The organism is Streptomyces tendae, assembly GCF_008632955.1.
In the GTDB taxonomy this organism is placed as follows: Bacteria; Actinomycetota; Actinomycetes; order Streptomycetales; family Streptomycetaceae; genus Streptomyces.
The window spans coordinates 2,868,490-2,890,795 of record NZ_CP043959.1; the positions used below are offsets into that span (position 1 = coordinate 2,868,490).

Annotated in this window: 19 protein-coding genes and 1 pseudogene; 14 read left to right on the plus strand and 6 right to left on the minus strand. The window is 74.1% G+C overall.

Annotated features, from left to right (window positions below):
* Window positions 1-56: 56 nt before the first annotated feature.
* The 3 genes from F3L20_RS13335 to F3L20_RS13345 all read left to right on the plus strand — a co-directional run bounded on the left by F3L20_RS13335 (window position 57) and on the right by F3L20_RS13345 (window position 2,368).
* On the plus strand, window positions 57-1,085 hold the full coding sequence (locus tag F3L20_RS13335; protein ID WP_150154573.1) for a TerC family protein: 1,029 nt from the start codon (window positions 57-59) through the stop codon (window positions 1,083-1,085).
* A 20-nt stretch (window positions 1,086-1,105) separates the two neighbouring features.
* On the plus strand, window positions 1,106-1,369 hold the full coding sequence (locus F3L20_RS13340) for a hypothetical protein (RefSeq protein WP_150154574.1): 264 nt from the start codon (window positions 1,106-1,108) through the stop codon (window positions 1,367-1,369).
* An 84-nt stretch (window positions 1,370-1,453) separates the two neighbouring features.
* On the plus strand, window positions 1,454-2,368 hold the full coding sequence (locus tag F3L20_RS13345) for a HipA family kinase (protein WP_150154575.1): 915 nt from the start codon (window positions 1,454-1,456) through the stop codon (window positions 2,366-2,368).
* A 51-nt stretch (window positions 2,369-2,419) separates the two neighbouring features.
* On the opposite strand, the gene aceB is transcribed toward F3L20_RS13345, so the two are convergent.
* Complete coding sequence (aceB, locus tag F3L20_RS13350) at window positions 2,420-4,045, minus strand: malate synthase A (RefSeq protein WP_150154576.1); 1,626 nt, start codon at window positions 4,043-4,045, stop codon at window positions 2,420-2,422.
* A 209-nt stretch (window positions 4,046-4,254) separates the two neighbouring features.
* The gene (locus F3L20_RS13355; RefSeq protein ID WP_150154577.1) at window positions 4,255-4,854 is read right to left on the minus strand and encodes a nucleotidyltransferase family protein; all 600 of its coding nucleotides are present in this window, start codon (window positions 4,852-4,854) and stop codon (window positions 4,255-4,257) included.
* A gap of 205 nt (window positions 4,855-5,059) precedes the next feature.
* On the opposite strand from F3L20_RS13355, the gene F3L20_RS13360 reads away from it, so the two are divergent.
* Window positions 5,060-5,374, plus strand: coding sequence for a DUF5955 family protein (locus F3L20_RS13360; RefSeq protein WP_167534521.1), 315 nt, complete (start codon window positions 5,060-5,062; stop codon window positions 5,372-5,374).
* A gap of 105 nt (window positions 5,375-5,479) precedes the next feature.
* Here F3L20_RS13360 and F3L20_RS13365 read toward each other — a convergent pair whose 3' ends face one another.
* On the minus strand, window positions 5,480-6,286 hold the full coding sequence (locus tag F3L20_RS13365) for an IclR family transcriptional regulator (RefSeq protein WP_150154578.1): 807 nt from the start codon (window positions 6,284-6,286) through the stop codon (window positions 5,480-5,482).
* Between the two features lie 237 nt (window positions 6,287-6,523).
* Here F3L20_RS13365 and allB point away from each other — a divergent pair, with 237 nt between their 5' ends.
* Both allB and alc read left to right on the plus strand, forming a co-directional pair.
* Window positions 6,524-7,864, plus strand: coding sequence for an allantoinase AllB (gene allB / locus F3L20_RS13370; protein ID WP_150154579.1), 1,341 nt, complete (start codon window positions 6,524-6,526; stop codon window positions 7,862-7,864).
* Window positions 7,865-7,895: 31 nt separating this feature from the next.
* A complete protein-coding gene (alc, locus tag F3L20_RS13375) occupies window positions 7,896-9,011 on the plus strand; it encodes an allantoicase (protein ID WP_150154580.1) in 1,116 nt (371 codons plus the stop codon).
* Window positions 9,012-9,143: 132 nt separating this feature from the next.
* Here alc and F3L20_RS13380 read toward each other — a convergent pair.
* Window positions 9,144-9,895: pseudogene (locus tag F3L20_RS13380) on the minus strand (SDR family NAD(P)-dependent oxidoreductase).
* Between the two features lie 180 nt (window positions 9,896-10,075).
* Between F3L20_RS13380 and F3L20_RS13385 the strand changes: the two are divergent.
* Window positions 10,076-10,504, plus strand: a complete 429-nt coding sequence (locus F3L20_RS13385; protein ID WP_150154581.1) for a ribonuclease domain-containing protein — start codon at window positions 10,076-10,078, stop codon at window positions 10,502-10,504.
* Window positions 10,505-10,556: 52 nt separating this feature from the next.
* Here the strand turns inward: F3L20_RS13385 and F3L20_RS13390 are convergent, their stop codons facing one another.
* Window positions 10,557-10,760 carry a hypothetical protein gene (locus tag F3L20_RS13390; RefSeq protein ID WP_150154582.1) on the minus strand — a complete coding sequence of 68 codons (204 nt, stop codon included), beginning with the start codon at window positions 10,758-10,760 and terminating at the stop codon, window positions 10,557-10,559.
* Between the two features lie 179 nt (window positions 10,761-10,939).
* Between F3L20_RS13390 and F3L20_RS13395 the strand changes: the two genes are divergently transcribed.
* Together F3L20_RS13395 and F3L20_RS13400 are read left to right on the plus strand one after the other, a co-directional pair.
* Window positions 10,940-12,190 (plus strand): sensor histidine kinase, encoded by a 1,251-nt coding sequence (locus F3L20_RS13395; protein ID WP_150154583.1) that lies wholly within the window; start codon window positions 10,940-10,942, stop codon window positions 12,188-12,190.
* Window positions 12,191-12,248: 58 nt separating this feature from the next.
* Entirely contained in the window at window positions 12,249-12,923 is a 675-nt protein-coding gene (locus F3L20_RS13400) for a response regulator (RefSeq protein ID WP_150154584.1), read from the plus strand.
* A gap of 349 nt (window positions 12,924-13,272) precedes the next feature.
* Here F3L20_RS13400 and F3L20_RS13410 read toward each other — a convergent pair whose 3' ends face one another.
* Entirely contained in the window at window positions 13,273-14,295 is a 1,023-nt protein-coding gene (locus F3L20_RS13410) for a Gfo/Idh/MocA family protein (protein WP_150154585.1), read from the minus strand.
* A gap of 128 nt (window positions 14,296-14,423) precedes the next feature.
* Between F3L20_RS13410 and F3L20_RS13415 the strand changes: the two genes are divergently transcribed.
* From F3L20_RS13415 to F3L20_RS13435, 5 genes are all read left to right on the plus strand, one after another.
* The gene (locus F3L20_RS13415; RefSeq protein ID WP_206338917.1) at window positions 14,424-15,161 is read left to right on the plus strand and encodes a GntR family transcriptional regulator; all 738 of its coding nucleotides are present in this window, start codon (window positions 14,424-14,426) and stop codon (window positions 15,159-15,161) included.
* A 233-nt stretch (window positions 15,162-15,394) separates the two neighbouring features.
* The gene (locus tag F3L20_RS13420; RefSeq protein ID WP_150154586.1) at window positions 15,395-16,543 is read left to right on the plus strand and encodes an ROK family glucokinase; all 1,149 of its coding nucleotides are present in this window, start codon (window positions 15,395-15,397) and stop codon (window positions 16,541-16,543) included.
* Complete coding sequence (locus F3L20_RS13425) at window positions 16,540-17,145, plus strand: sugar kinase (RefSeq protein ID WP_150154587.1); 606 nt, start codon at window positions 16,540-16,542, stop codon at window positions 17,143-17,145. Before F3L20_RS13420 ends, F3L20_RS13425 begins: the two co-directional genes overlap by 4 nt.
* 86 nt (window positions 17,146-17,231) lie before the next feature.
* Entirely contained in the window at window positions 17,232-20,087 is a 2,856-nt protein-coding gene (locus F3L20_RS13430; RefSeq protein ID WP_150154588.1) for a DEAD/DEAH box helicase, read from the plus strand.
* Window positions 20,084-22,294: an SWIM zinc finger family protein gene (locus F3L20_RS13435; RefSeq protein ID WP_150154589.1), complete on the plus strand. Its 2,211-nt coding sequence runs from the start codon at window positions 20,084-20,086 to the stop codon at window positions 22,292-22,294. The genes F3L20_RS13430 and F3L20_RS13435 overlap by 4 nt, the downstream gene beginning before the upstream one ends.
* Window positions 22,295-22,306 lie beyond the last annotated feature (12 nt).

Below are 22,306 nucleotides of genomic sequence, written 5' to 3' on the forward strand. Positions count from 1 at the left end.
CCCAGACTCGGGACGAGGGGGACTGCCAGGCGACCATGCCCCGAGGAGGCCGGCCCGTGCATGACGTGCCGTTCTGGCTGTGGATCGTGTTCGGCGTCACCGTGGCGGTGTCCCTCGCGATCGACCTGTTCGCGCACCGCACCGCGCACGTCATCGGCTTCCGCGAGGCGGCCGCCTGGAGTGCCGGGTGGATCAGCCTGGCCATCGTCTTCGGCGGCGTGGTCTTCCTCGTGGTCGGCACGGACGCGGGCGTGGAGTACACCACCGCCTGGCTGCTGGAGAAGAGCCTGTCCGTCGACAACCTCTTCGTCTTCGCGCTCATCTTCAGCTACTTCAGAGTGCCACGGGCCTATCAGCACCACGTGCTCTTCCTCGGCGTCCTGGGCGCCCTGGTCTTCCGCGGACTGTTCCTGGCCGCCGGTGTGGCGGTGGTCAGCCGCTTCACCGCCGTGCTGTTCGTTTTCGCCGCGATCCTCTTCTGGAGCACGTACAAGATCCTCAAGGGCGAGGACGAGAGCTTCGACCCGGGGAAGAGCGTCGCGGTCCGGCTGCTGCGCAAGGTGATCCCGGTGCGCGACGAGTACGCGGGGCCGCACTTCTTCGTCAAGGAGGCGGGCAAGCGGGTGGCGACCCCGCTGCTCGCGGTCGTCGCCGCCATCGAGGCCGCCGACCTCGTCTTCGCCGTCGACAGCGTGCCCGCCGTCCTCGCCGTCAGCAGCGACGTCTTCATCGTCTACACCAGCAACGCCTTCGCCATCCTCGGCCTGCGCGCCCTGTACTTCATGCTGGCCGGGCTGCTCGACCGCTTCCACTACCTCAGCGTCGGCCTGGCCCTGATCCTCGGCTTCATCGGCGTCAAGCTCGTCCTCCAGGCGACCCACGAGACCGTCAGCACCGCCGTCCCCGAGATTCCGTCCCTGGTGAGCCTCGCCGTCATCGTCGTCGTCCTGGCCGTGTCGATCGCGGTCAGCGTGCTGCGGCCCCCGGCCGAGAAGGCCGGGGCCGAGGGACCCGGGGCCGGAGAGTCCGGGGCCGAGGAGCCCAGGGCCGAGGAGCCCGGGCAACAACCGGGCAAACATGAGTAAAACGGGCGTAAAGTGGGAGCATGAGCAGCGACCGCAAGCGCGACGGGACCCGGCAGACCGAGCTGGTGTGCGGCTCGTGCCGGCAGCCGGTGGAGACCGTCGTCGAACGACACAAGACCATGGGCATCAACGTCCCCCACTGGAGGGCGGGCCCCTGCCACAACCCCGACTGCGAGGCCTACGTCCCCGAACTCGTGCCGGCGGACACCGTCCGCCCCGACACCGGGCGCCGGACGGAGAGGCCGGCCGAGCGGCGTGAGATGGAGGCCGGCCCGCCCGCCTGACCGCACCCGCCGGCCCTCCGGCCCGCCCGCCCCACGCGGTTAGGATGCCTGTCCGACGTCGTACGAGGATGGGGTGGCCGGAGCATGCTGAAGCAGGTCACCGCGACCCGTTACGTCGAGCCCCTGCACTCCGGGGGCTCGGTGCCCGGCGTCGTCGAGGCGGACGACCTCGGCACCTACGTCGTGAAGTTCACCGGCTCCGCGCAGGGCCGCAAGGCGCTGGTCGCCGAGGTGATCGTCGGGGAGCTGGCGCGGGCGCTCGGCCTGCGCTTCCCCGAGCTGGTGCTGGTGGACTTCGACCCGGCGATCGCGGACGCGGAACCCCACCAGGAGGTGCGCGAGCTGCACGCCGCCAGCGCCGGGACCAACCTCGGCATGGACTACCTGCCGGGCGCCCGCGACCTCACCCCGGAGGTCGCGGAGGTGTTCCCCGTCGATCCGCTGGAGGCCGGCCGGATCGTCTGGCTCGACGCCCTCACGGTCAACGTGGACCGGACCGTGCACAGCTCCAACCTGGTGGTCTGGCCGACGCTCGGCGTGGCGCCCCCGCGGCTGTGGCTCATCGACCACGGGGCCGCCCTGGTCTTCCACCACCGCTGGGAGGGTTCCGACCCGGCGAAGGCCTACGACTTCCGGCACCACGCGCTCGGCCGCTTCGGTCCCGACGTACGCGCGGCCGACGCCGAACTGGCGCCCAAGGTCACCGAGGAGCTGCTGCGGTCCATCGCCGCCGAGGTTCCCGACGGCTGGCTGGCGGACGACCCCCGTTTCGCCGGCCCGGACGCGGTCCGCGAGGCGTACGTGACCTACCTGCACTCCCGCGCGCGGGCCTCGCGGGCCTGGCTGCCCACCGACTTCCCGAGCGCCGGCGAGCTGGCCGAGGAGAACGCCCGGCGCGCCGCGCGGACCCGGTCGCAGCGCCCCGACTGGCTCAAACGCGTCCCCGACCTGCACGGCAAGCCCGCCGCGCAGCAGGACTGGTCGGCGCACCTCGGCTGACGGCGGCGCGGGGCCCCGGACGGCGTACCGCCCCGGACCCCGCCCTCCGTGTCAGCCCTTGAGCTGCTCGTACGCCGGCAGGGTGAGGAAGTCGGCGTAGTCCTCGTCGAGCGCGACCTTCAGCAGCAGGTCGTGCGCCTGCTGCCAGTTGCCCGCCGCGAACGCCTCCTCGCCGGCCTCCGCGCGGATCCCTGCCAGTTCCTCCGCGGCGACCTTGCGCGCCAGCTCGGCGGTGACCCGCTCACCGTTGTCGAGGACGACGCCCGCGTTGATCCACTGCCAGATCTGGGAGCGTGAGATCTCGGCGGTGGCCGCGTCCTCCATCAGGTTGAAGATGGCCACCGCGCCCAGGCCGCGCAGCCACGCCTCGATGTAGCGGATGCCCACCTGCACGGCGTTGACCAGGCCCGCGTACGTCGGCCTGGCGTCGAGGGAGTCGACGGCGATGAGGTCGGCGGCCTTGACGTCGACGTCCTCGCGGAGCCGGTCCTTCTGGTTCGGCCTGTCGCCGAGCACCCGGTCGAAGGACTCCATGGCGACCGGCACCAGGTCGGGGTGGGCCACCCAGGAGCCGTCGAAGCCGTCGTTCGCCTCGCGGTCCTTGTCGGCGCGCACCTTCTCGAAGGCGACCTTGTTGACCTCGGCGTCCCGGCGGGACGGGATGAACGCCGCCATACCGCCGATCGCGTGCGCGCCCCGCTTGTGGCAGGTGCGGACGAGCAGTTCGGTGTACGCGCGCATGAACGAGGCGGTCATGGTGACCGCGTTGCGGTCGGGCAGCACGAACTTCTCGCCGCCGTCACGGAAATTCTTGACGATGGAGAACAGGTAGTCCCAGCGACCGGCGTTCAGCCCGGAGGCGTGGTCGCGCAGCTCGTAGAGGATCTCCTCCATCTCGTAGGCGGCCGTGATCGTCTCGATGAGCACGGTGGCGCGGACGGTGCCCTGGGGGATGCCCAGATAATCCTGCGCGAACACGAACACGTCGTTCCACAACCCGGCCTCGAGGTGCGACTCCGTCTTCGGCAGGTAGAAGTACGGGCCTTTGCCGAGGTCGATCAGCCGCTTGGCGTTGTGGAAGAAGTACAGGCCGAAGTCGACGAGCGCGCCGGGCACGGGGGTGCCGTCCGGGTCGGTGAGGTGCCGCTCGTCCAGGTGCCAGCCGCGTGGCCGCGTGACGACCGTCGCCAGCTCCTCCTCGGGGCGCAGGGCGTAGGACTTGCCGGACCCCGGGTCGGTGAAGTCGATGGTGCGCGTGTAGGCGTCGATCAGGTTCAGCTGGCCGGTGACCACGTTCTCCCAGGTGGGAGCGGACGCGTCCTCGAAGTCCGCGAGCCACACCTTCGCGCCGGAGTTGAGCGCGTTGACGGTCATCTTGCGGTCGGTCGGGCCGGTGATCTCGACGCGCCGGTCCTCCAGGGCCGGCGGGGCCGGGGCCACCTTCCAGGAGTCGTCGGCGCGGATCGCGGCCGTCTCGGGGGGGAAGTCGAGGGCGGAGGTGCGGGCGATCTCGGCGCGGCGCTCCGCGCGTCGGGCGAGCAGCTCGTCACGCCGGGGCGTGAACCGCCGGTGCAGCTCGGCCACGAAGGCGAGCGCCGTGTCGGTGAGGACCTCCTCCTGCCGCGGCAGGGGTTCGGCGTCGACGATGGCCAGCGGGGACGGCGCTGGTGCGGACATCAGCTGTCACTTCCTTCGGCGTGCGGGGGGCACCGGGTGCCGGGCGGCCCGGGTACGGCGGGAGCGGCCCCTGCGGGGGCAAGGGGCTTTTGATCAGTGGATAGTAGTTTCCTCATGGTGGAAGTTCAATGTTTTGTTGATGTCGAGAATCTCCGGGGCGAGGGACGGTGGCGCGGGGTGCCTCGCCCGCCCCGGCGGGGCGCACCGGCTCATTCAAGGTGCGTCAGATCGGCCTCGGTGTCGATGTCGTACGCCTGCGCGATGTCGCCGCACTCGACGCGTTCGATCCGGTCCGCGTGCTCCTTCAGATAGGCGCGCGCACCTCGGTCGCCGGCGGCGGTCGCGGCGATCGACGCCCAGTGCGCGGCGCCGAACAGCACCGGATGGCCGCGTACGCCGTCGTAGGCCGCCGAGACCAGCGACTGGGGCGACCGGTACGCGGCCCGCACCCGGGCGACCGCCTCCGGGCCGATCCCCGGCTGGTCCACCAGCAGTACCAGCGCGGCCCCGGCTCCGGCGCCGGCCAGGGAGGCGAGCCCCGCCCGCAGGGAGGACCCCATGCCCTGCTCCCAGTCGGGGTTGTCCACGAGCACGCAGTCCGGGAGTACGGCGCGGGCGCGCACCTCGTCCGCGCGCGCCCCCAGCACCACGTGCACGCCCGCGCAGCCACCCGCGCGCAACACCCGCGCCGCGTGCTCCACGAGAGGGCGCCCCCGGTGTGTGAGCAGTGCCTTGGGGCGCCCGCCGAGCCTGCGCCCGCCGCCCGCGGCCAGCAGCAGGCCGACCACCCGGTTCTCGTCGTCCGTCATGAGTCCTGCATACCCCACCACCGCCCGTGGTCCGGGGTGTACGGGAAGGATGCCTTGGGCCACGGTGTCACGCTGCGGAACAACTCGATGACGCAGCGGACTGGCGCAAAGGCCCCGGGGTGGCGTTTACTGGCGCGCACCGGTTCCACGGGGGCGCGCTGGGCCGGTCAGGGGAGGCGCACGACGACCTGCCAGGGGGAGGACCGTGTTGCGGAGCGTGGACCAGAGGTGTGTGCCCGGCAGTCAGGTGGACCCGCGGGTGACGGGGCTGCGCTCCGCCGTGTCCCGCTTACGTCGCCAACTCGCCGCCCATCGCGTTGAGTTCCGGGACCGGAGCATCGCGGAGGAGGAACTCGCGACACTGGCCGGCCTGGCCGCCGCCGACCATCCCGACATCCCGCGCCTGCGCCGCTCCCTGCTGCTGGTCGCCGGCGCCATCGGCTCGGTGAGCGCACTCGGGCAGGGCGTGCGGGAGCTCCGTGAGGCGGTCGATCTCTTCGGCCCGCCCCCTCGCCCCTGACGCACGTTCCTACGAGCGGCTCACGGGCGGCGTGTCGGAGGGCTGCGTCCGGGGCGGAAGCCCGCCCCGGACGGCGGTGTACGGCCGGCGGGCCGTCCTCGGGGGTCAGGCGTTCGGGCCCGAGCCCGGGGTGGTCAGGGCCTCCGACAGCTCCGCGGCGATCTGCTGGAGCACCGGCACGATCCTCTCCGTCGCCGCCTCCGTGACCCGGCCCGCCGGGCCGGAGATGGAGATGGCCGCCGCCGTCGGGGCGTCCGGCACCGGCACGGCCAGGCAGCGGACGCCGATCTCCTGCTCGTTGTCGTCGATGGCGTACCCCTGCCGCCGGACGTCCTCCAGCGCCGCGAGGAAGCCGTCCGCCGTCGTGATGGTCTTCTCCGTCGCGGCCGGCATGCCGGTGCGGCCCAGCAGGGACCGCACCTCCTCCGGCGGGAAGCCGGCCAGCAGGGCCTTGCCCACGCCCGTGGAGTGCGGCAGCACGCGCCGCCCCACCTCCGTGAACATCCGCATCGAGTGCTTCGACGGCACCTGCGCCACGTACACGATCTCGTCCCCGTCCAGCAGGGCCATGTTCGCCGTCTCGCCGGTCTCCTCCACCAGGCGTGCCAGGTACGGCCGGGCCCAGGTGCCCAGCAGGCGGGACGCCGACTCGCCGAGGCGGATCAGGCGCGGGCCGAGCGCGTACCGCCGGTTGGGCTGCTGGCGTACGTAGCCGCAGGCGACGAGGGTGCGCATCAGCCGGTGGATCGTCGGCAGGGGCAGGCCGCTGCTCGCGGACAGCTCGCTCAGGCCGACCTCGCCCCCCGCGTCCGCCATCCGTTCCAGCAGGTCGAAGGCGCGCTCGAGGGACTGCACGCCGCCACTGGCGGCGGAACGGGCGGAGTCGGTGGTGCTGGCGCTGGACGTCGGCACGGTGCGTTCCTTCCGGGACTGGCGGGGAGGGCAGAAGCCTACCCGGCGGCCGCCCGGCAGCCCGCTTGTACGGAACTACGTTCTGCGTTCCGAAAGTGTAATTCCGCCTTGTGGAATCGTCCAGAGCTGCCGTCCGGGCGGCCGGGGCGGCAGGCGGACCCTTGACGCGGCGGGTGCCGAGGGGAACACTCCTTCAACAGAACGTTGAATTTTCCGCTGACGTGCAGGAGGCTCCGGGTGCCCGACGTCGAACTGGTGCTGCGCTCGACACGCGTCGTCACCCCCGAGGGAACGCGCGCCGCGTCCGTCGCCGTCGCCGACGGCACCATCACGGCCGTCCTGCCGCACGACGCCCCCGTCCCCGAGGGCGCCCGCCTGGAGGACCTCGGCGAAGACGTCCTGCTGCCCGGCCTGGTCGACACCCACGTGCACGTCAACGACCCCGGCCGCACCGAGTGGGAGGGCTTCTGGACCGCCACCCGCGCGGCCGCCGCCGGCGGTGTCACCACGCTGGTCGACATGCCGCTCAACTCCCTCCCGCCCACCACGACGGTGGACCACCTGCGCGTCAAACGGAAGACCGCGGCCGACAAGGCACACGTCGACGTCGGCTTCTGGGGTGGCGCCCTCCCCGACAACGTCGCGGACCTGCGCCCGCTGCACGAGGCGGGAGTCTTCGGCTTCAAGGCCTTCCTCTCACCGTCCGGCGTGGACGAGTTCCCGCACCTCGACCAGGAGCAACTGGCACGCTCCCTCGCGGAGATCGCCGCCTTCGACGGCCTGCTGATCGTGCACGCCGAGGATCCCGAGCACCTCGCCGACGCCCCGCAGCGGGGCGGCCCCCGGTACGCCGACTTCCTCGCCTCCCGCCCGCGCCGGGCCGAGGACACCGCGATCGCCCGACTCCTGGAGCAGGCGCGGCGGTTCGACGCCCGGGTGCACGTGCTCCACCTCTCCTCCGCCGACGCGCTGCCCCTCCTCGCCGAGGCCCGGGCGGACGGCGTCCGCGTCACCGTCGAGACCTGCCCTCACTACCTGACCCTCACCGCGGAGGAGGTCCCGGACGGGGCCAGCGAGTTCAAGTGCTGCCCGCCCATCCGTGAGTCCGCCAACCAGGACCTGCTCTGGCGGGCCCTGGCGGACGGCACCGTCGACTGCGTCGTCACCGACCACTCCCCGTCCACCGCCGACCTCAAGACGGACGACTTCGCGACCGCCTGGGGCGGCATCTCCGGCCTCCAGCTCAGCCTCCCGGCCGTCTGGACCGAGGCCCGCAGGCGCGGCCACACCCTGGACGACGTGGTCCGCTGGATGGCGACGCGCACGGCCCGGCTGGCCGGACTCGACGCCCGCAAGGGCGCCGTCGCGCCCGGCCACGACGCCGACTTCGCGGTCCTGGCCCCCGACGAGAGCTTCACCGTCGACCCGGCCGCCCTCCAGCACCGCAACCGGGTGACCGCGTACGCCGGCCGCACCCTGTACGGCGTCGTCAGGTCCACCTGGCTGCGCGGCCACCGGATCCTGGCCGACGGAGAGTTCACCGCACCGAAGGGCCTGCTCCTCACCCGACCCGACTGACCCGACCCCCGAAAGGCAGGATCACATCACCGTGACGGCGATCGAGACCTTCACCGGCGACGCCCACCCCTACGGCGGGGGCGACCCGTACGCGGACTACCGCTCCGCCGACTTCCCCTTCACCCACCTCGCCGACCTCGCCGACCGCCGGCTCGGCGCCGGTGTCATCGCCGCCAACGACGAGTTCTTCGCCCAGCGCGAGAACCTCCTGCTGCCCGGGCGCGCCGTCTTCGACCCGGAACGCTTCGGGCACAAGGGCAAGATCATGGACGGCTGGGAGACCCGTAGGCGGCGCGGCACCTCCGCCGGGCACCCCTGGCCGACGGACGACGACCACGACTGGGCGCTGATCCGTCTCGGCACGCCCGGCGTCGTCCGCGGCATCGTCGTCGACACCGCCCACTTCCGCGGCAACCACCCGCAGGCGGTGTCGGTCGAGGGCGCCGCGGTGGACGGCTCCCCGTCGCCCGCGGCCCTGCTCGCGGACGACGTGAAGTGGACGACGCTGGTGCCGCGCACCGCCATCGGCGGCCACGCGGCCAACGGCTTCGCCGTCACGGCCGAACAGCGCTTCACCCACCTGCGCCTCAACCAGCACCCCGACGGGGGCATCGCCCGGCTGCGGGTGTACGGCGAGGTCGTCCCCGACCTGGCCTGGCTCACCGCGCTCGGCACCTTCGACGTGGTGGCCCTGGAGAACGGCGGCCGGGTGCTGGACGCCTCGGACCTCTTCTACTCGCCGGCCGCCAACACCATCCGGCCCGGCCGCTCCCTGAAGATGGACGACGGCTGGGAGACCCGGCGCCGCCGCGACCGGGGGCACGACTGGATCAGCTACCGCCTGGTCGCGCAGGCACGGATCCGCGCCCTGGAGATCGACACCGCCTACCTCAAGGGCAACGCGGCGGGCTGGGCGTCGGTGTCGGTGCGGGACGGCGAGGACGCCGACTGGCGGGAGGTCCTGCCGCGCACCCGCCTGCAGCCCGACACCAACCACCGCTTCGTCCTCCCGGAACCGGCGGTGGGCACCCACGCGCGCGTGGACATCCATCCCGACGGCGGCATCTCCCGCCTGCGCCTGTTCGGCTCCCTGACCGACCAGGGCGAGGCGGCCCTGGAAGCGCGCCGACAGGAACTCGGCGGCTGAGCACGGGAAACGGCGGGCGGCCCGTCAACTCCGGTGCCGGGTGCCGGACTTCGGCGGCCGATCCCGCGCGGGCGCCTGATCCCTCGGGCCGGGCGCCCTCGCTCCTCAGGGCCCGGCCCAGGGTGACGGACTTCAGGCCGCGTGCCCTCCGTCCACCGCGAACTCCGCCCCGGTCACGTACGCCGCGCCCGCGAGGTGGGCGATCGTCTCCGCCACTTCCGCGGCCGTGCCGAAACGCCCCAGTGCGGTCGCCGCCGCCTGCCCGGCCGCGTACGGGCCGTCCGCCGGGTTCATGTCCGTGTCGATCGGCCCGGGGTGGACGATGTTCGCCGTGATCCCACGCTCGCCCAGCTCCCGTGCCAGCGCCTTGGTCAGCCCCACCAGCGCCGCCTTGCTCATGGCGTAGAGCGTCCCGCCGGGGCCGGGCACCCGCTGCGTCATGCAGGTGCCGACGGTGACGATCCGGCCCCCGCGCGGCAGCACGGCCGCCGCCGCGCGCGAGGCCAGGAAGACACCGCGCACGTTCACCGCGAGCACCCGGTCCACGTCGGCGGGGAGAGGGTCTCCAGCGGGCCGAGCACGCCGACGCCCGCGTTGTTCACCAGGACGTCCAGGCGGCCCAGTTCACGGACCGCGGCGCCCACCGCCGCCGGCGCCTCCTCCGGGTCGCCGGCGTCCGCCCGGAGCGCCACCGCGCGCCGCCCCAGGGCCTCGACGGCCCGTACGACGTCCTCCGCGGCCTCCTTGCCGTTCACATACGTCACCGCGACGTCGGCGCCCTCCCGCGCCAGCCGGAGCGCCGTCGCCGCGCCGATGCCGCGGCCGCCACCCGTCACCAGCGCCGCCTTGCCGAGCAGGGTCTTCTCCATCGTGTACGTGGTCATGGGCCCATCCCACCGCCACTCGTCCCGCCGTGCTGGCGGCGAACGGACGTCGACCTGCGCCCCGGAGGTCCGGGGCGGACGGCGGCCGCACGTCACGTCACGGGAAACTCACCGGACCGCACCGAAAACTCCATGTACTTGACATTGACATGCCAGCGTCTACGCGCGTCATCATGGGATATGCGATTCCCCCCACGTGCGGCCCGGTCCGGCGCCGCAGCAGCCCTTCTGTCCGTCCTTCTGCTGGGCGGCGGCGGAGCCCTCTCCGCGCCGGCGGCCCACGCCGCCCCCGCCGCCCCCGTCGCCGCGGCGTCCGTCCTCGCGGTCGGTGACATCTGCGCGAGCGACCTGCCCGCCGAGGCGCACGACACCCTCGGCCTGATCGACCAGGGCGGTCCCTTCCCGTTCGAGCAGGACGGCACCGTCTTCCAGAACCGGGAAGGCGTCCTGCCGGACCGGTCGAGCGGCTACTACCACGAGTACACGGTGATCACGCCCGGTTCCCCCACCCGTGGCGCCCGCCGGATCGTGACCGGTGAGGAGTACCAGGAGGACTACTACACCGCCGACCACTACGCGTCGTTCGACCTGGTCGACCACACCTGCTGACCAGGACGGCGGCGCGGCACCGGGGACGGGGCGGCGGCCGGCCGCCTGTCGGTCACCCGCCCGGCTTCCGGCTCTCCGCGACGGCGAACAGGGCGATCCCCAGCACCAGCAGGGCGACGCTCGCGTAGATCTCGTACCCGTCGAAGAACCCGGTCCGCCGCACCAGGCCCCAGTTCCAGTCGGTGAACTCCGTCACCAGACCGGCCACCCCCTGCAGCACGGCCACGAAGCCCAGTACCTCCAGCAGTTTCCTCATGCCCCCGACTCTCGCCCCGCGGACCCCCCACCCACATCGGCCGCGGGGCGAGCCCTTTCCGACCGAGGAGGACGACCGGCGCGGTCCGGGACGCCGAAAGTCGCCGCCTGCCCGACTTCGGTCGAGGATCCCGCCGGCGGGGCGTCCCGCGCGCTGTTCTCCGCATAGATTTGCCGACCGTGACTGATGACAAGGCGACGCGGACCGCCCCGGTGTTCACCGGGCCCAGGTGGTTCTTCCCGTCCGCCCTCATCCACGAACTCGACCCGGACGCCGCCCGCTCGGGGCGCCGGCCCCGGCGTACCGCCCGCGACTGGCTGGTCGACTTCGCCTGCTTCCTGCTGGCCGTCCTGATCGGACTGCTCGGCGCGGACACGCTCGACAACACCCCCGATCTCCCCCGGTTCGTGAGCGTGGCCGACCAGGTGCTGGGCGCGCTGTCGTGCGGCGCGGTCTGGCTGCGCCGGCGGTGGCCGTTCGCCCTGGCCGCGGTCATGATGCCGGTCAGCTTCGTCTCGGAGACCTCCGGCGGCGTGGCGGTCATCGCCCTGTTCACACTCGCCGTGCACCGGCCCTTCCGGTACGTGGCCTGGGTGGCAGGCGTCCAGCTGGCGCTCGTACCGCTGTACTTCTGGTGGCGTCCCGATCCGGACCTGCCGTATGCCGCCGCGGTCGTCCTGCTCGTCGTGCTGACGGTCGCCGTCGTCGGCTGGGGCATGTTCGTCCGCTCCAAGCGGCAGCTCATGCTGAGCCTCAGGGACCGCGCCCGGCGGGCCGAGACGGAGGCGCGGCTGCGGGCCGAGCAGGCGCAGCGGCTGGCCCGCGAGGCCATCGCGCGCGAGATGCACGATGTGCTCGCGCACCGGCTGACGCTGCTCAGCGTGCACGCGGGCGCTCTGGAGTTCCGGCCCGACGCCCCGCGCGAGGAGGTCGCGCGGGCGGCCGGCGTGATCCGGGAGAGCGCCCACGAGGCACTGCAGGACCTGCGGGAGATCATCGGGGTGCTGCGGGCCGGCGAGAGCGAGGACGGCGGCCGGCCGCAGCCGACGCTCGCGGCGCTCGACTCCCTCGTCGCCGAGTCCCGGCAGGCGGGCATGAAGGTCACCCTGGAGCAGCGGGTCACCGATCCGGCCGACGTCCCCGCGTCCGTCGGCCGCACCGCCTACCGGATCGCCCAGGAGGGCCTGACCAACGCCCGCAAGCACGCGCCCGGCACGGAGGTCACCGTGTCGGTCGCCGGCGGGCCGGGGGAGGACCTCGCGGTGACCGTGCGCAACCCCGCCCCCGAGGGGGACGTACCGGCCGTGCCCGGTGCCGGGCAGGGACTGATCGGCCTCACCGAACGGGCCACCCTGGCCGGCGGCACCCTGGAGCACGGCCCCGGCCCCGACGGCGGCTTCGAGGTACGGGCACGGCTGCCATGGCGATGACTCCCGCCCCACCCCTCGGAGTGTCCCCGTCCCGCCCGGCCGTGATTACGTACCGCCCATGACTGCGATCCGCGTGCTTCTCGTCGACGACGACCCGCTGGTGCGGGCCGGGTTGTCCTTCATGCTGGGCGGGGCCGGCGACATCGAGATCGTCGGCGAGGCCGCCGACGGCGGCGAGGTGGGGACTCTCGTCGACCGCACCCGCCCGGACGTCGTCCTCATGGACATCCGGATGCCGTCCGTCGACGGTCTCACCGCGACCGAGTCGCTGCGGACCCGCGAGGACGCTCCCCAGGTCGTGGTGCTGACCACCTTCCACGCCGACGACCAGGTGCTGCGCGCCCTGCGCGCGGGCGCCGCCGGGTTCGTGCTCAAGGACACCCCGCCCGCCGAGATCGTCGCCGCGGTACGGCGCGTCGCGGCCGGGGACCCGGTGCTGTCGCCCGCGGTCACCCGGCAGCTGATGGCCCACGCGGCCGGTGCCGCGGGCGACACGCGGCGGGCCCGGGCGCGGGAGCGCGTCACCGGGCTCAACGACCGCGAACGCGAGGTCGCCGTCGCGGTCGGCCGGGGCCTGGCCAACGCGGAGATCGCCGCCGAGCTGTACATGAGCGTGGCCACCGTCAAGACGCACGTCTCGCGCATCCTGGCCAAGCTCGGTCTGAACAACCGCGTGCAGATCGCCCTGCTCGCCCATGACGCGGGACTGCTGGAGGAGACCGGGAGTTCCTGACGTCCGTCGTCCGGCCCGCTCATCGTCCGCCCGTCCCGGGCCCTCAGCATGACCTCGCCCCCGAACTCGCCCTCGCCACCGCACGGCGGCTGCTGGACGCGCGGCCCTTCAGCAGGCTGCTGGGCGCCCGGCCCACGGACTTCGGCGACGGCGGGGCGACCCTGGAGATCGACGTCCGCGACGGCCGGCACCAGCAGAACGGCTTCCCGCACGGCGGGGTCCTCGCCGCCACGCGGCGGACAACGCGCTCACCTTCGCCCGGAGGGCGGCCCCGCGGCGTCCGGTGCGTGCTCCCGGCGTGCCGGGTGCCTGGCTTCGTACGGGATGCACCCGGCACTCCGAACGCGCTCTAGGCCAGCGCCTCCGTGGCGCTGCTCAGCAGTTCCGTGGGACGGACCGGTCTGCGCTCCCGGCGGGACCGCTCGCAGGCCTCCGCGATCAGCAGGGCCCGCAGGGCCTCACGGCCGTCGCAGGGGTTGGGCCGCTCGCCCCGGACCACCTCGACGAACGCGACCAGTTCGGCCTCGTAGGCGGGCCCGAACCGCTCCAGGAAGCCCGTCCACGGCTTGTCCGCGGCCGGCGGCCCGGTCGGTTCCGTGGAGGCGATCGGCGTACGGTCGTCCAGGCCGACCACGATCTGGTCGAGCTCCCCGGCGAGTTCCATGCGTACGTCGTAGCCGGCGCCGTTCAGCCGGGTCCCGGTGACCGTGGCGAGGGTGCCGTCGTCCAGGGTGAGCAGCGCCGCGCCGGTGTCGACGTCGCCCGACTCGCGGAACACCGGGGGACCGGCGTCCGACCCGCCGGCGTAGACGTCCACCACCTCCCGGCCGGTCACCCACCGCAGGATGTCGAAGTCGTGGATCAGGCTGTCCCGGTACAGCCCCCCGGACTGCGCCAGACGCGAGGGGGCCGGCGGCTCCGCGTCGCTCGTCATCGCCCGCACCGTGTGCAGCCGCCCCAGCCTGCCCGCCCGTACCGCCTCACGGGCGCCCGTGTAACCCCGGTCGAACCGCCGCTGGAAGCCCATCTGCAGCACCGTCCCGGCGGTCTCCACCTCCGTGATCGCCTGTAAGGTCCCGGCGAGATCGAGGGCGATCGGCTTCTCGCAGAAGACCGGCAGCCCCGCGCGGGCCGCCCTGCCGATCAGATCGGCGTGCGCGGACGTGGCCGCGGTGATCACCACGGCGTCCACTCCCCAGGTGTAGATCTCGTCCACCCCCGGCGCCGCCGTCTCGCCGAGCCGGTGGGCGAGGGCCTGGGCCCGCGCCGGATCGACGTCCGTGAGGATCAGGGACCCGACCTCGCGGTGCCTGCTGAGTGTGTGGGCGTGAATGGTGCCGATGCGGCCCGTACCGATGACCCCGATGCGCATGGAAACAAAGTGGGGCTCGCACCGCTCCCTGTCAATGCGTATGTCCGGACAACCGAACTACACGACTTCCCGTCAACAGTCCGCCGGACTACGCTCACCCCGTGCCGAAACCAGAAGTGGACCCGACCGTGCAGCTGGAGCTCAGCGTGGACCGCGGCTCCCCCGTGCCGTTGTACTTCCAGCTGTCCCAGCAGCTGGAGTCCGCCATCGAGCACGGCACCCTGACCCCCGGCACCCTGCTGGGCAACGAGATCGAGCTGGCCGCACGGCTCGGCCTGTCCCGGCCGACCGTCCGCCAGGCCATCCAGTCGCTCGTCGACAAGGGCCTCCTGGTACGCCGCCGCGGGGTCGGCACCCAGGTCGTGCACAGCCAGGTCAAACGCCCGCTGGAGCTCAGCAGCCTCTACGACGACCTGGAGTCCGCCGGACAGCGGCCCGGCACGGCCGTGCTGGTCAACACCATGGTCACCGCGTCCGCCGAGGTCGCCGCCGCGCTCGGGGTGACCGAGGGCACCGAGGTGCACCGCATCGAGCGGCTGCGGTCCGCGCACGGCGAGCCCATCGCGTACCTGTGCAACTACATCCCGCCCGCCCTGCTCGACCTGGACACCGGCCAGCTGGAGGCGACCGGCCTGTACCGGCTGATGCGGGCCGCCGGGATCACCCTGCACAGCGCCCGGCAGACCATCGGCGCGCGGGCCGCCACCGCCGTCGAGGCCGAGCGGCTGCGTGAGCAGCCCGGCGCCCCGCTGCTCACGATGCAGCGGGTGACCTTCGACGACACCGGCCGCGCGGTGGAGTACGGCACCCACACCTACCGGCCCGCGCGGTACTCCTTCGAGTTCCAGCTGCTGGTACGGAACTGAACGCCGATCCCGTAAGGGCCCGCGGCGCCGTGAGCGGCGTGGCCGTCGCCGTGGTCGTCGCATTGTCCGGACAATGTGACCGGATCCACAGGCACGCGGCGCGCGCACCGTGAACCGGTGCGGACGCGAACGGGGGAAGGCCCGCCGCCGTCGGTTTACGGTGCCGGATCCGGCGTACCCCGTCACCTGCCCGGTACCGCGATCGGCGTTCCCGTGCGGCACAATCGCACCCGATGAGCACCTACCGCGACTTCACCGCCCCCATCGGATCCCGGCGCGCCACCGTCCTGAGAACGGTCGGCACCCGGGAGCGCCGCTCCCACCTGTCGGCCCCCCGGGTCCCGACCGTGGGCATCGACATCGGCGGCACCAAAGTGATGGCGGGCGTCGTGGACGCCGACGGCAACATCCTGGAGAAGCTCCGCACGGAGACCCCGGACAAGTCCAAGAGCCCGAAGGTCGTCGAGGACACCATCGTGGAGCTGGTGCTGGACCTGTCCGACCGGCACGACGTACACGCCGTCGGCATCGGAGCGGCCGGCTGGGTCGACGCCGACCGCAACCGCGTGCTCTTCGCCCCCCACCTGTCCTGGCGCAACGAACCCCTCCGGGACCGCCTCGCCGACCGCCTCGCCGTCCCGGTCCTCGTCGACAACGACGCCAACTCCGCCGCCTGGGCCGAGTGGCGCTTCGGCGCGGGCAGGGACGAGGACAACCTCGTCATGATCACGCTCGGTACCGGCATCGGCGGCGCGATCCTGGAGGACGGCAAGGTCAAGCGCGGCAAGTACGGCGTCGCCGGCGAGTTCGGCCACATGCAGGTCGTCCCCGGCGGCCACCGCTGTCCGTGCGGCAACCGCGGCTGCTGGGAGCAGTACAGCTCCGGCAACGCCCTGGTCCGCGAGGCCAAGGAGCTGGCCGCCGCCGACTCCCCGGTCGCCTACGGGATCATCGAGCACGTCAAGGGCAACATCGCCGACATCAGCGGTCCGATGATCACCGAGCTGGCCCGCGAGGGCGACGCCATGTGCATCGAACTGCTCCAGGACATCGGACAGTGGCTCGGCGTGGGCATCGCCAACCTGGCCGCCGCCCTCGACCCCTCCTGCTTCGTCATCGGCGGCGGTGTCTCCGCGGCCGACGACCTGCTCATCGGCCCCGCGCGGGACGCCTTCAAGCGGCAGCTCACCGGCCGTGGCTACCGCCCGGAGGCCCGTATCGTCCGCGCCCAGCTCGGCCCCGAGGCCGGCATGGTCGGCGCCGCCGACCTGGCCCGCCTCGTCGCCCGCCGCTTCCGCCGCGCCAAGCGCCGCCGTGTCGAGCGGCACGAGCGCTACGAGCGCTTCGCGGAGGCCCGCCGTACGAGCCCGGAGTCGCTGTGACGGGCGAGCTTCCCCCGCTGACGGGCGACCCCGGCCACCCCGGCGGGCCGGGCGGCGCGGGCGGGTCGCAGCCGGGCGAGGACCGGCGGCACATGATCCGCCGCCGCGCCCTCACCCTCCTGATCATCGTGCTGCTCATCGGCGTCCCGGCCGGCTACCTGGTGATCTCCGCGAACCAGAGCCGGGCCAGCGGCAAGGACAAGGAGGCGAAGTACTCCGCGACCGGCCTGACCGAGGGCTGGCCGTCGAAGCTCCAGCGCCGCATCTACCAGGTGCCGATACCGCATCCGGCCTGGTGGGTGGCCTCGTACGAGACCAACAACTGGAAGACCAGCCGCCTGTACGTCGAGTTCGAGACCAGTGACGCGGGCCTGACCGCCTTCCTCACCAGCATGGGCATGGCGGAGAAGGACCTGAAGGAGGACCGTCTCACCATCAACGAGCGCGACCGCGACGTCACCGGCTGGACCTTCGACGGACCCGGCACCTGGTCCGGCCTGGTGCACAAGCAGGAGAACCCCGCGCCCACCCACGACGTGGTCGTCAACCACGACAAACCCGGCTACCCCCGGGTGTACGTCGTGGCCCGCACCGTGCCCTGACCCCGGGTGCCGGAGCCGATTGTCGGACCCCGCCCGTAAAGTCGAAGACGACTGGTCCGACGGCGGGCGGGGAGGTGACAAGGCGTATGAGCGAGGCGACCGTGACGGCGGTGTCCGGGACGGGCGACGGACCCGTCGCGCCGTCGCACCTCCCGGCCGTGTTCCTGCCCGCCCCCCTCCCGCGCGACGGGCGGATCGCCTTCTACGACCCCGAGGGCGCGGCCCTGCCCTCCGACGAGGGCGACGGTGACCGGCGGACGGACCTCACCGTCGTCCGGCCGCACGGCGCGGGAGTGCGCCGGCGCACCGTCCCCGCGCTCTCCCTGCCCGTGGACGAGGCCCTGCCCCTGCTGGTCGCCGCCCGGTACGACCCCGCGGCCCACCCGGCGACCGCCTGCTGGGGCGCCGCCGCCCTGCACGCGCTGCGGCTCACCGCCCGCGGCCGCCTGCTGCCCGGCCTCACCGCCGAGGGACACGACGCCTGGCGGGCCGGCCCGCTCGAACCGGACGACGTGGCACACCTGCGCGGGGTGGCCGCCGCCCTGCCCTACGAGGGCCACGCGGTGCCGCTGCCCGGACCCGGCCCCCTGCGCCTGCCCCGGCCCGAGGCGCTCGTCCGTGCCTTCCTGGACGCGGTCGCCGACACCCTGCCCCGCACCCCCGCCGCCCCCTACGCCTCCGGACTGCCGTTCGCCGCGCGGCGGCCCCAGCGGCTGCCCGGCGCCCGGGACTGGGCCGCCGAGGTCGCCGCCGGCATGGACGCGGGCGTGCGGGTCTCGCTCCGCCTCGACCTGTCCGCCCACGACCTCTTCGACACCGGGGAGACCGCCGGCGGCGCGCGGGGCGCGGGCGCGGCGGTCGTGCAGGTGCACAGCCTCTCCGACCCGACGCTGGTGGCCGACGCCGCGGCCCTGTGGTCGGGCGGGGCGGACCACGGCTTCGGGCCGCGTGCCCGGGTGGACGCCGCCCTCGCCGTGCGCCGGGCGGCCCGCGTCTGGCCCCCGCTCGACCGGCTCGCCGACCAGGACGTGCCGGACGTACTGGCCTTGTCCGAGGACGAGTTGAGCGATCTGCTCGGAGTGGCGGCCACCCGGCTCGCGGCGGCCGGCGTCGCCGTGCACTGGCCCCGCGACCTCGCGCAGGACCTGACCGCCACGGCCGTCGTCCGGCCCGCGCCCGGCTCGGCGACCGACGGCACCGGCTTCTTCGAGAGCGAGGACCTGCTGCGGTTCGGCTGGCAGATCGCCCTGGGCGGCGACCCGCTCAGCGAGGCCGAGATGGACGCCCTGGCCGAGGCGCACCGCCCGGTCGTCCGGCTGCGCGACCAGTGGGTACTGGTCGACCCGGCCCTCGTCCGCAAGGCCCGCAAGCGCGACCTGGGGCTGCTCGATCCCGTCGACGCCCTGTCCGTCGCCCTCACCGGGGAGGCGGAGGTCGACGGCGAGACGGTGGAGGCGGTGCCCGCGGGGACGCTGGCCGCCCTCCGCGACCGCCTGACCGCCGGCGTGCGGCCCGCGGCGCCTCCGCCCGGCCTGGACGCCACCTTGCGCGACTACCAGCTGCGCGGCCTGGCCTGGCTCGACCTCATGACCTCCCTCGGCCTCGGCGGCTGCCTCGCCGACGACATGGGCCTCGGCAAGACCGTCACCCTCATCGCCCTGCACCTGAAGCGGGCCCGCCCCGAACCCACCCTGGTGGTCTGCCCCGCGTCCCTGCTGGGCAACTGGCAGCGGGAGATCACCCGGTTCGCCCCCGGCGTCCCCGTACGCCGCTTCCACGGCCCCGACCGCGCCCTGGACGACCTGGACGGCGGCTTCGTCCTCACCACCTACGGCACCATGCGCTCCGCCGCGCCCACCCTCGCGGAACAGCGCTGGGGCATGGTCGTCGCCGACGAGGCGCAGCACGTCAAGAACCCGCACTCGGCGACCGCCAAGGCGCTGCGCACCATCAGGGCCCCCGCCAGGGTCGCCCTCACCGGCACCCCCGTGGAGAACAACCTCTCCGAGTTGTGGGCGCTCCTGGACTGGACGACCCCCGGGCTCCTCGGCCCGCTGAAGTCCTTCCGCGCCCGGCACGCGCGCGCGGTGGAGACCGGCGAGGACGAGCAGGCGGTCGAGCGGCTGGCCCGTCTCGTCCGCCCCTTCCTGCTCCGGCGCAAGAAGTCCGACCCGGGCATCGTCCCCGAGCTCCCGCCCAAGACGGAGACGGACCATCCGGTGCCGCTCACCCGCGAACAGGCAGCGCTGTACGAGGCGGTGGTGCGCGAGTCGATGCTCGCCATCGAGACCGCGCAGGGTATGGGGCGCCGCGGGCTGGTGCTCAAGCTACTGACCGCGCTCAAGCAGATCTGCGACCACCCCGCGCTGTACCTGAAGGAGGAACACGCCCCGGCCGGCGACCGCCTCGCCGCCCGCTCCGGCAAACTCGCCCTGCTGGACGAATTGTTGGACACCGTGCTCGCCGAGGACGGCTCGGCCCTCGTCTTCACCCAGTACGTCGGCATGGCCCGCCTGATCACCCGCCACCTCGCCGAGCGCGCCGTCCCGGTCGACCTGCTCCACGGCGGTACGCCGGTGCCCGAGCGGGAGCGGATGGTGGACCGCTTCCAGAGCGGTGCGGTGCCGGTCCTCGTGCTCTCGCTCAAGGCGGCGGGGACGGGACTGAACCTGACCCGGGCGGGTCACGTCGTCCACTTCGACCGCTGGTGGAACCCGGCGGTGGAGGAGCAGGCCACCGACCGCGCGTACCGCATCGGCCAGACGCAGCCCGTCCAGGTGCACCGGCTGGTCACCGAGGGCACGGTCGAGGACCGCATCGCGGAGATGCTTCAGTCCAAGCGGGCCCTCGCCGACGCGATCCTCGGCTCGGGCGAGTCCGCGCTCACCGAGCTGTCCGACCGTGATCTGTCCGACCTGGTGTCCCTGCGGAGGTCGGCATGACACCCCGGCCGTCGGAGGAGGCGCGGGAGGCGCTGCGCGCGGCGCGGGCGCGGGCGCCGGAGGGGGAGACCTCGCAGGACGAGTCGCGGGGCGGGGTGCGGGACGGGTCGTCGGCGGGGGAGGAGCCCTCGCCGGTCCGGGAGGCATCCCCGGCGCCTCACGCCCCGCGTCCGTCCGACGCGGCCCGGGAGGCCCTGCACCGCGCGCTGCGGGCACGGCGGGGTGCCTCTGCCGAGCCGCCACCGGAGCCGCGACCCGGGCCGGAGTCCGGCGCCGAGGCCGCCGCGGAGGTGGCCGACGAGCCCCGGCCGGCCTCGGACGCGGTGGCCGGAGGGCCGACGGGTGACGTGCCCCCGTACGCGGACACGACGGTCACGGAGGACACGGAGGATACGGAGGTCACGGCGACCGGAGGCCCGTCTCCCGCCGAGGACGGGACAACCGACGAAGCGCGCCCGAACCCGGTCGAGACCCCCGCCCCCGGCCCGGAGGACGGCGCCGGCTCCGCCCAGCAGACGGAGGCCGCCACCCCCGCCACCGGCGACGGCGCGGAGCCGTCGGCCCACCGCCCCGGTGACATCGCGCGGGAGGCGCTGCGTGCCGCACGCGAGGAAGCCGCGCGGGCCCGCGCCCGCGAACAGGTGGACGAGGCCATGCGCACCCGACGGGCGCCGGCACCCGCGCCCAGGGTGCCACGCACCACGCGGGGCGACCGTGCCGCCGACCGCCGCGCGCGGGAGATCCGGGAGACCCTCGCCGACGCCTTCCGCATGCCCGACACGGCGGACGACCCGGCCCCGGACGCACCGGGCGACGTTCCGGGTCGCAGGCCGGATACCGAGCCGCCCGCCCGCGAGCACCCCGCGTCCGGGACCGCGCGAGGCGCACGGTTCACCGGCGAACCGGCGGCGGCGTCCCCCGTCGCCCCGTCCTCCATGGCCGCCCCCGCGCGGGACGGCGACCTGCGCCGTACCTTCCCGCCGTTCCCGCCCCGCTCCTCGGACGGCGCCGGGCGGTTCGCCGAGACCTGGTGGGGCAGGGCGTGGGTGACCGCCCTGGAGGACGGCGCGCTGGACCCCGCCCGGCTCGCCCGCGGACGCGGCTACGCCGAACAGGGACACGTCGACGCTATCACCGTCACGCCCGGACTGGTCCTCGCGTACGTCCGGGGCAGCCGCGCCCGGCCCTACCGGGTGCAGGTGCGGCTGCGGACGTTCGACGACGCCGACTGGGAGCGGTTCCTGGACGCCGCCGCCGAACGCCCCGGCCACATCGCGGCGCTGCTGGACAAGGAGATGCCGCAGTCCCTCGCCGACTGCGGGGTCCCGCTGCTGCCCGGCCCCGGCGACCTCGCCCCGCGGTGCAGCTGTCCCGACTCCGGGCACCCGTGCAAGCACGCGGCGGCCCTCTGCTACCAGACCGCGCGGCTGCTCGACGCGGACCCGTTCGTGCTGCTCCTGCTGCGGGGGCGGAGCGAGCGCCAGGTGATCGACGCGCTGTCCCGGCTCAGCGCGGCCCGCGCCGCCCGTGCCGTCCAGGGGAAGGAACCGGAGCCGCTGCCCGGCATACGGGCCACCGACGCCCTGGCCCGGCGCGGCCCCGAACTCCCGCCGCCACCAGCGCCGTTGCCCCCGCCGCCGCACCCGGAGCAGCCGCCCGTCTACCCGGCATCGCCCGGCGGGCCCGACCCGTTCGCGCTGGACCAGCTCGCCACCGACGCCGCCGCCCGCGCGCACGCCCTGCTCACCACCGGCCGTGACCCGGTCGGCCCGCTCACCCTGTGGCACGACGCGGTGCGACTGGCCGCCGCCCGCCCCGGCTCCGGACTGACCGCGGGCACCCGCGCGCTGTACTCCTCCCTCGCCCGGGCCGCCGGCCGCGCCCCCGGCGACCTGGCGCGCGCGGTGGCCGCCTGGCGCCAGGGAGGCCCGACCGGGCTGGCCGTGCTGGAGGAGCCCTGGGACCCCCCGGCCGGCCGCTTCGACCGCGCCCGCCCCCTGCTGCTCGCCGCCGACCTTCCCGCCTTCCGGCCCTGGCGCAACCGCCTCACCCACCCGCGCGGCCATGTCCAGCTCCGCCTGGGCCGCGACCACCTCTGGTACGCGTACGAGTCGGAACCGGACCAGGACGACTGGTGGCCGCGGGGCACCCCCGACCCGGACCCGGTCGGCGCCCTGACCGGCCTCGACGCCCTCGGCGACCCGTGAGGAGGGGTCCCG